This is a genomic window from Corynebacterium sp. HMSC071B10, assembly GCF_001814825.1.
Classification (GTDB): Bacteria; Actinomycetota; Actinomycetes; order Mycobacteriales; family Mycobacteriaceae; genus Corynebacterium.
Genome location: NZ_KV817959.1, coordinates 1 through 9088 on the forward strand (window position 1 = coordinate 1; position 9088 = coordinate 9088).

The window sequence follows — 9088 nt, forward strand, 5'->3', positions numbered from 1 at the left end:
TGAAAGAAAACCCCTTGCAGTACCGGGTACGTGGAACACCGGTACCAACTACGCGGACTCACGGTACCAACTACCCCGAATCGACAGCATCACTCGGATCCTGAACGCGTGAAGTTCCTCGAAGCCATTCACAACACCGATGTCCTCGTACTCGATGACTTTCTCACCACCCCGATCAACGAAGCCACCGCACACCAACTGTTGACCATCATTGCGGAACGAGAAAACCGAGGAGCGACCATCGTGACCCTCCCGCTGACTGCGTGCGTGGAAAACAGCACCGGCGACGCCATCGACGTCCAAGCGAAGGAAGACTCCTGCGCCGTCGCCACAAACTCGGTGGAATCGGGCACCAATACCTTCTCCATCACCAACTCCGGCGAGCGCGTCACCGAGTTCTACCTGCTGGCCGAAGACGGCCTACGCGTCATCGCTGAGCGCGAGAACATCACCCCGGGCAGCACCGCAGACCTCACCGTCCAGCTCGAGCCGGGCTCCTACTTCACCGCTTGCAAGCATGGCCTGCGTGGACCGAATATCGGCCAAGCAGAGTTCACCGTCACCGGCGAGCCGATCACCTACGACGAATCCGACGAGAAGCGCTTCAACGAAGCACGCGACAACTACGTCAACTTTGTTAAGAACGAGGTCGCCGAACTGCTTCCAAAGGTCGAGGAATTCGCCGCAGCCTACGCCGCGGGTGACGACGACAAGGCCAAGGACCTTTACGCCACCACTCGCGTCCACTACGAACGCATCGAGCCAATCGCTGAGGCCCTCGGCGTCCTCGACGCACGCATTGACTACCGCGAAGTGGACTACATCGCCGAAGCCGACCAGCTCAAGGAAGACGATCCGACGTTTACTGAATGGCTCGGCTTCCACCGCATGGAAAAGGACTTGTGGCCGCCAGCTGCGGATGCCAAGAACGCCGACGGTGCCCCCGCCCGCGAAGGCTGGGAGCCGTCCTCGGCGCAGAAGCGCCGCGAGATCGCCGACGCACTCGTCGCCGACGTTGAAGCCCTCAACGACACCGTGCAGGCCGATGACTTCGTCGCAGAAAATGACATCACCGTCGACACCGTGTCCAACGGCGCAATGGGCCTGCTCGAAGAGGTAGCCACCACCAAGGTCACCGGCGAGGAAAACTGGTGGTCGCACAAGGACCTCTACGACTTCCAAGCCAACATCCAGGGCTCGCGCATCGCGTTTGACATGGTCAAGGGCATCGCCGCCGAACGCGGTGAAGAAGGTGCCAAGCTGGTCAGCGAGATCGAGCAGCGTTTCGACGACATCCAGTCCCTCCTCGACGAATACGGCAGCCTTGAGACCGGCTACGTGGATTACGACGAAGTCGACGCCGGCCAGCAGGCGAAACTCACCCGCGCCATCGATGCGCTGCGCGAACCGCTGTCCAAGCTGACTGGCACCGTGCTGGGACTCAACGTTGATACTGAGGCTGATTCGGAGGCGGAATCCTAAAATGAGCGGGTTCAACCGACGCACCTTCCTGGCGCTAGGCGGTGTCAGCGCCGTCGGCGCCGCCGCTGCCGCCTGTTCGCGGGATGAATCCCATGGGGCATCTGGCGACATCGACGGTGCTGTAAACGACGAGCTGATCATTGACTTCGCCGGCGAGCACCAAGCCGGGATCATCAGCCCGATGCAAAACAGCCTCCGCTTCGCGGCATTCGACATGGACGAGAAAGCCTCCCGCGATGACTTGATCGACCTGTTGCAGCGCTGGACCGACGCTGCCCGACGGCTCACACTCGGCGGCGAAGTCAGCGCCAAAGGTGCGTTCGGCGGTGGCGCGGACTTCCCGCCCGACGATTCCGGCGAAGCCTTCGACTTGGGCCCGTCTGCCCTCACCATCACCATCGGGTTCGGCCGCAGCCTGTTCCGCGACCAATTCGACTTAGCGAACAAACTGCCAACCGAGTTCACCGCAATGCCGCCAATGACCAACGACTTTCTCAACCGTGAGCAGTCCGACGGCGATATCTGCATCCAGGCATGCGCCAACGACCCACAGGTGGCCACTCACGCCATCCGCAACCTCACCCGCTTGGCCGTGCCTGATGCGGTGCTGCGCTGGAGCCAAATCGGGTTTGGCAAAGCAGCCGTGACCACCCGTGAGGAAAGCACCCCACGCAACCTCTTCGGTCAGAAGGACGGCACCGCGAACCTACGCGCCGAAGACACCGAAGCGTTGGACGAACACGTATGGATCCCGTCCGACTCTTCCCAACCTTGGGCAGCCGGCGGAACATACCTGACCGCCCGACGTATCGCCATGAACATCGAGGTGTGGGACACCCTCCAGCTCAAGGAGCAGGAGCGCGTCACCGGCCGCGACAAGGTTGAAGGTGCCCCGCTGACCGGCACCAACGAGTTCGACGAGCCGGACTTTTCCGCCACCAACGAGCGCGGCCGTCCCGTCATCGACCACGGCTCGCACGTGTTCAATGTGCACCCCGACCAAAACGGTGGCATCCGCATGCTGCGCCGTGCGTTCAACTTCGTCGATGGCTCCAACGAACAAGGACGCCTCGACGCGGGGCTGTTCTTCATGGCGTTCACCCGCACCGTGGATAGGTTTGCCACAGTGCACCGATCCATGTCGCGTGACGAAATGCTTCTCGAATATCTCAAGACCACCAAAACCGGCACCTACCTCATCCCACCCGGCGTGGGTGAGGCCGGTTTCGTCGGTGAAGGAATGTTTGCCTAGCTCCTGTCCTGTGTCTCGCCTTGCGTCCTTTCACCGCCACAACAACGCCCACGATGTAGGCCACAATCACTCCAAGGACACAGAGCAAACACAATGTTGAGGAAAATTCTAACGCCCATCTCCCTACAAGCTGGGTGAAAACGGATTTCACGCTCTCCTCAGTGTCACCGGTATCAACCATAAAGAAGCCGGCTAGGAAGAGAAAGACCGTTACCGCGATGAAGGCCCAAGACTCGCGCCACCCGAAGGACTTATACGGCTCTGCCTGCTGGCCGTCCTTCACGTGGCGTACGGGGATAAACCACAAAGCAAGAAGCGCAAGTGCGGCGATTACCCCAGCTGGAACGGAGTAGAACACGAGCCATCCGTCCACCCCAACCAGAATCCGCCCTACTGCAAAGAACGCCGCCCCTAACAGGCTCAGGATAAGCGCCGCAACGGAGTTGATACGGACATTCCGGCAGTTCATGCACCACATCATACGGCGGAATCCATGGGTTGTATCTCAATCAGCCAAAGTGACGAGGCAGCAAATGAGCCGCCTTAGAGCAGCACAACGATGACCACCAGCACTGTGATGGCTGCGTCCAGAAGTCCGACGACCTTCGGCGTCCATGGCTTCTCACGACGTGCGCCGGTGATCGGCATCAGCGTCGCCCGCGCGAGCAACACGACGGCCACGACGATGATCGCTGGGTGGAACGGATGCCCGCCGGTTACGAGCACGGCGACGACGGCGGCGACAAGCACGACGACGTGATAGCCCACCGACCCGATGAACCAGGACTTGGAGCCGCGTTCACGGATGAGCGTCTTCACGTAGGGCACAGTGCCGACGAAGTACGCCAGGTACACGGCAAATGCGGCCCACGCCTCCGCATCCAGGCCTCCCCCGGCCCAGGCGGCCACCGGCAGGATGAGGCAGGCTGCTACGACAGTGGACACACCCGACAACAGCGACCTCGGACGCCGCTTCCATGCCTCGAATACGGCTATGGCCACCAACGGCGCGAACGCCGGGACCCACATGAGAAGCCGCCAGTCGAAGATCAGCGTTGTCACACCCGCGACGGCGGCGAGCGACCCGTAGACCAGGACCGGGGGCCGGTTGCGTTCGCGGAAGCGCGAGCGGATCCAGACGCTGCCGGCGAAAAACGTGAAATAGCCGAGCCACCAGGTCAGCAACAGGGGAATCGCAGTCCACGACGGCGCCAGGATGACGCCGGTGATAGCGGGGACGGTGACCATAAACCAGGCGCCGTGTTGGTCGGGCACCCAACCGGGTGAGCGTCGGCGTGTGCGGGGGTTGCGCGACACGCTACGCTGCGTCTGGCTCTTCGACATGTTTTCACCCTACTGATGCGAATCCGTGATGGGCAATTGGCGTGGTCTTTTCCGTGCCGCACGCGGAGATCCGCTTGCCTCGATCGTGGGGTTCGAATCCCTCCCGGATCCTGGCTACCACTTCCTTCTGATGCGGAAGCAAGCCGTGACGCAGTTCTGGAGCAGATCAACACCTACAGCCCCGACGCCGTGGTGTGCATCGGCTTCCCGTTCGGACACACTCGAGCGCAGTGGATCATTCCGCACGGTGGCATGATGACCGTTGATAGCGTCAAACCAGCGCGTTCTTGCAGACTACTCCTGAGTCGGCGCTGCGCGATTCCTGTAGCTCGTGCGACCGGAGGACTAGGAACGCTACCGCCTGCCTGCGGCCCAACAGGCCACGCAGCCCCGATTCATCGTCGAGTCATGATCTCCTGACCGCTTCGGTCACTCGTTGCCGCCGAACTGCCGCAGAGCGCAAAACTCGTCGGCAGCCGGACAGTCCAACAGTCGTTCTCTCAACCCGTGGATGCCCACTTGTCACGGATGCGGCTATCGCGCCCACAGCCGGGCATACGCCTGCGACGAAGCCAGCAAATCCTCGTGTATCCCCGCCGCGGCCACGCGTCCGCCATCGAGCATGACGACCTGATCGGCAGCGGCCACCGTGTGCTCCTGATGTGCGATCACCAGCACTGTCGCCGACCCGGCGAGTTCGCGAATTGCCTCCTGCACAGCGACGGCGGCGGACGCGTCGAGCGATGAAGTCCCCTCATCCACCAGCAGCACCGGCGCCCGCTTCAACACGGCGCGGGCCACCGAAACGCGCTGCCGTTCGCCGCCCGAGAGCAGTCTGCCGCCCTCACCGACGCGGGTCGCCCAGCCCTCAGGCAGACGATCGACGATCTCATCGACCCGCGCGAGCTTCGCGGCGGCGTCCACCTCGGCATCCGTAGCCTCGGGGCGGCCGAGCAGCACGTTCGCGCGCAGGGTGTCATCGAGGAGATAAACGTCTTGGAACACTAACGACGTCGCCCCGAGGACATCGGCACTGGCCATGTCACGAACATCTACGCTGTCGAACCGCACGGCCCCTGCATCCACGTCATAGAAGCGGGCGATCAAGCGGGTGAGCGTGGTCTTGCCCGACCCGGATGGCCCGACGATGGCCGTGATCGATCCCGGCGCAACAGTCAGATCGAGACCGTCAAACACCATCGCGTCTTCGTAGCCGAAGCGCACTGCGTCAATCGCAATCTCCGGCGGACGCGTCGGTGCTGAGACGGGCTGCTCGGGTTCCGGTAGCCCCGGCTCGTCGAGCAAATCGACCACCTGGTCGAGTTCACGATCCATGCGGCGCAGCGCCGTACCAAGTTCGGAAAGCGTGCGGAGGGGACCGACCACCTGGGTGACGATGAGTATGAGACCGATCATCACGAGCGGGTCCGCACCGCCGAGACCGCGCCATACGGCCACGGTGACCACAGCGCCAAAGACCGTCTGTACCACGACGCTCTGGACGATCATCGATGCGGCGGAGGCCAGCTGGGCCGACATACCGAGGCGACGTTGGCGGTCAAGTGAAGATGCCAGTGGTGCATAACCAGAACCCGCCACTCGCGCCCCGCGCAGCGCCGTCTGGTGCTTGGCCAGGTCGAGCAGCGCGGCATCGGTGCGTTGTTCCGCGGCGGTGAGTCGGGCGTCGGCCCGGGCACTCCAGGAGCGAGCCAGCACGGTCGAGGCATACACGAGCGGTACCCCGACGGCGAGCGAGAGTCCCAGCCGCCAGTCAAGGAAGAAGGTCACGAGCACTAGAGTCAACGGAGTCGCCACGTAACCGACCAGCGGAGCAAGCACGTCACCGATCGCGGTGGCGACGAACATTGTGCCGCGGACCGAGAGCCGTGAGGCGTTGGCTGCGGACCCGCCATCGAACCACCCCATCGGCAGACGCATGAGCTGCCGAGCCAGTTGGCGATGCATCGACGACATCAGAGACATGGTCAAATCGACGCTCCCGCGCGTGACCCACACCGTGAGTAGGGCATGGACGCCGGCGCCGACCACCATTGCGATCAACCACCAGAGTGCCGAGCTGAAATCCCCCTGGGCCAGGTGGGCCAGTACTGGGACAAGGCAGGCCAGTGACAGGCCCTGTGCGATTCCGGCCGCCACAGCCACGGCTGTGAATCGCCGGAGTGTTGAGCGTCCTTCTTGCCCAGCGATCCGTTCAATCTGCGCAATCATCGAGCACCTCCCGTGACGGCGGTCTGGTTACGCCATAGCGCGGCGTAGTGCCCATCGGCGGCGAGCAGGGATTCGTGATCGCCTTGCTCGACGATTCGCCCTTGGTCGAGGACGACGATCTGGTCTGCATGGGTGATCGTGCCAAGGCGGTGGGCGATCATGATGACCGTGCGTCCACGGGTCAGTTCGGCGAGGGCCTGCCCGATCGCGGCCTCGTTTTCAGGGTCGACCGCGGAGGTGGCCTCGTCGAGTATGAGCACGCGGGGGTCGGCGAGGATGGCCCGGGCGATAGCCACGCGCTGGGTCTCACCACCGGAGAGCCGCGCGTCCTCTCCGACGACACTGTCGTAGCCGCGGGGCAGTTCGCGGATTCGCGCGTCGATCGCCGCTTGGGAGGCGGCGTGCTGGATGTCTTCGTCGGTCGCGTCCGGACGTCCGAGTGCGATGTTGTCGCGAATGCTCATGGCGGGCAGGCTCGGGCTCTGCAGCAGGATGCCGACGTGTTGATGGAGCACATGCGGATCGATGTCGCGTACGTCGACGTCACCGATGCGGATCGTACCGGTGTCCACATCACGGAAGCGGGCGATGAGGGAGGCGAGGGTCGACTTGCCCGAGCCAGAGGCCCCGACCAGCGCGATAACCGAGCCTTCCCGAGCAACGAGCGACACTCCGTGCAGCACAGGCTGGTCGGGTGTGTAGCCGAAGGTGACGCCCTCGATCGTGACGTCAGACCCGGCGGGTTCGTGGGGCTGTTGGGGCACAGGAAGTTCAGGCTCGTCGAGGAGAGCGACGATTCGAGCGGCAGCTTCTTGTCCGTCGCTGACGTGTTGTTGCCCGGCTCCGACCGTGAGCAGCGTGGCGGGCAGTGAGAGCGCGATCATGGTGACTACAACGACGTCGGCGACCTCGCTCCACCCGGCGGCAACCATGGCAGCTCCGGGGCCGACAACAGTCAGCGCGACGACCGGCAACCCAAGGGCGGTGAGCGCGACGGCATGGGCACGCATCTGAGGCGTGACGAGCGTGCGGAACTCCGAGGTGAAGTCGTCAGACGCCCGGGTGAAGCGTATCGATCCGGTCTCCGCCGCCCCGAAAATACGCAGCACCGCGATGCCGTCGACGAATTCGATCACCGCGGCAGAGACCTCGGAGAGCGCCTCGGCGATCCGGGCCATGACAGTGCGCATGTCTCCGGGCGCGAGCACCGAGAACAGAACCATGTATGCCACCGGGCCGATCATGCAGCACAGGCCGAGCCGCCAGTCGATCGTCAGTGCGACGATGACGCCGACCACCGGTGTCAGAACCGCTGCGGTGATCTCGACCAGCGCGTGGGCGACGAGGTGGTGGAGGGTCGCGACATCATCTTGGACGATGCGGCGGACGCGTCCGGAGGAGCTCTGATCAAACCATCCCAGTGGGAGTCGGCTCAGCTTGTCGGCCAGCTGCTCGCGCAAACCGGCCTGTACCCGCAGGTCGACCAGATGGGTGATGAGCAGCGCCAGCGACCCCAGGACTAGTGCGCCACCGAGTCCACCGATGAACCACCAGACCGCTGGCCACACGGCGTCCGTTCCGCGGGTGAGTCCATCGACAATCCGGGTCATCGCCCGCAGCGGAATGGCACTGGCCAAGCTGCCGAGAATCTGCAGCAACAGTGCGACAGCGATAGGGACGGACACCGGCCGGAGTATGCGCCAAACGGGGTTCCCCGCGTTCGCGTCGCCCCCTCTCGGCCGACTCGTCGACTCATTGGTCGCTGTGGTGGGTTCATCAGACACAAGCGGCACTGTGTTGCCCTCTCAGAAGATAACAACCATTCTTGCGTTAGGTTAGCCTAACCTAGTATTTGGGTCAAGCCCCGTCTCGTGCGTTTGATGGACATTGCTGAAACCGAGATCACGCAAAACCAGCACACCATTGAGTAGCGCGTGGACGAAGACCAAGGATGGGCGTAAGAATCCGCAGGCGTTATTAACAATTTTCTCGCTGAATCAGCCTGTAAAACCGGGAAATCCCCGTACTCAGGGGACGATCACTACCCCGCTGGAGTGGGAGCAGAAGGCTTCTCCGGATAAGCGCTCTGGCAATGGCCCGAAACCGAAGGTGCGTCCTGAGCACCCTTCCGTCGTCTTCGCGGCGCACGTGGAAACCGCTGCGGGCCTCGAGTTGCCTGCCGACTTTATTTCCCAGTTGGCCAGCGCCGCTCACGAGGTCGACGGCATCGTCGCGCGGTTCGCCGAGGCGCTGGACAAGGTTGTCTCTGCCTAGCCGAAGGTCAACGAATACAGTTTCACGCCTGCCGTGGGCCGGATGCGCAGCACTCCCTCGGTGGGCGTGTCGCCTTTCGCAAGGTCGAGGGTTCCATCTGTGACCGGGAACGACTTTGTCGCACCGTCCGGATACTCGACTTCGATCTCTCCTTCACCCGAAACCACGAGCTGGACCCACTTGGCGAAGACGTTGATGTCCAGGTGTCCTCCACTGGTGGTCTGCACTGATTCCTCCTCGAGAATCCACGTCCCGTTCAGAGTGAACATGCCGCGCTCTGGGGCGGGCGGTTCACCGAAGTCGTGCTCGCCGTCGGTGTAACCGGGTTACTTGGTGTACTCGGCGCGCGCAGTGCCGAGATACGTTTCCGGGTTGCGGCCCTTTGTACCGCCTGCTGCTTCGCCGCCTTCGACCGGTTCGGGGAGGTTGACTTCGGTGTTGGCGTCGACAAGCAATTCACGCACGAGCTTTTCTGTCTCGGCGTAGCTTCCCTCCCCTTCCACGATC

The 9088-nt window shown here is 63.1% G+C and carries 6 protein-coding genes and 2 pseudogenes; 3 read left to right on the plus strand and 5 right to left on the minus strand.

Translation table 11 applies throughout. The features are described from left to right. The first annotated feature begins 108 nt into the window (after window positions 1-108). Both efeO and HMPREF2990_RS01435 read left to right on the plus strand, forming a co-directional pair. Complete coding sequence (gene efeO, locus HMPREF2990_RS01430) at window positions 109-1482, plus strand: iron uptake system protein EfeO (RefSeq protein WP_168167101.1); 1374 nt, start codon at window positions 109-111, stop codon at window positions 1480-1482. A 1-nt stretch (window position 1483) separates the two neighbouring features. After that, window positions 1484-2734 (plus strand): DUF7405 family protein, encoded by a 1251-nt coding sequence (locus tag HMPREF2990_RS01435; protein WP_070762339.1) that lies wholly within the window; start codon window positions 1484-1486, stop codon window positions 2732-2734. Between the two features lie 543 nt (window positions 2735-3277). Here HMPREF2990_RS01435 and HMPREF2990_RS01440 read toward each other — a convergent pair. The 3 genes from HMPREF2990_RS01440 to HMPREF2990_RS01450 form a co-directional block, all read right to left on the minus strand. Continuing rightward, complete coding sequence (locus HMPREF2990_RS01440; protein ID WP_371574713.1) at window positions 3278-4078, minus strand: YwiC-like family protein; 801 nt, start codon at window positions 4076-4078, stop codon at window positions 3278-3280. Window positions 4079-4612: 534 nt separating this feature from the next. Beyond that, entirely contained in the window at window positions 4613-6307 is a 1695-nt protein-coding gene (locus HMPREF2990_RS01445; protein WP_070762341.1) for an ABC transporter ATP-binding protein, read from the minus strand. After that, on the minus strand, window positions 6304-7992 hold the full coding sequence (locus HMPREF2990_RS01450) for an ABC transporter ATP-binding protein (protein WP_168167102.1): 1689 nt from the start codon (window positions 7990-7992) through the stop codon (window positions 6304-6306). Before HMPREF2990_RS01450 ends, HMPREF2990_RS01445 begins: the two co-directional genes overlap by 4 nt. A gap of 238 nt (window positions 7993-8230) precedes the next feature. On the opposite strand from HMPREF2990_RS01450, the gene HMPREF2990_RS12625 reads away from it, so the two are divergent. Beyond that, complete coding sequence (locus HMPREF2990_RS12625) at window positions 8231-8581, plus strand: hypothetical protein (protein WP_070852087.1); 351 nt, start codon at window positions 8231-8233, stop codon at window positions 8579-8581. Here HMPREF2990_RS12625 and HMPREF2990_RS01455 read toward each other — a convergent pair. Both HMPREF2990_RS01455 and HMPREF2990_RS12850 read right to left on the minus strand, forming a co-directional pair. Next, window positions 8578-8889 (minus strand): annotated as a pseudogene (locus tag HMPREF2990_RS01455) (cytochrome c biogenesis protein DipZ); the annotation flags it as partial. The gene HMPREF2990_RS12625 and the pseudogene HMPREF2990_RS01455 overlap by 4 nt on opposite strands. Before the next feature lie 18 nt (window positions 8890-8907). Continuing rightward, a pseudogene (locus HMPREF2990_RS12850) lies at window positions 8908-9088 on the minus strand (cytochrome c biogenesis protein DipZ); the annotation flags it as partial.

Bases quoted from the DNA above. Each gene is read 5' to 3' on its own strand.
- HMPREF2990_RS01440 (WP_371574713.1), bottom strand. From the start codon at position 4,078: ATGTCGAAGAGCCAGACGCAGCGTAGCGTGTCGCGCAACCCCCGCACA.
- HMPREF2990_RS01435 (WP_070762339.1), top strand. From the start codon at position 1,484: ATGAGCGGGTTCAACCGACGCACCTTCCTGGCGCTAGGCGGTGTCAGC.
- HMPREF2990_RS01445 (WP_070762341.1), bottom strand. From the start codon at position 6,307: ATGATTGCGCAGATTGAACGGATCGCTGGGCAAGAAGGACGCTCAACA.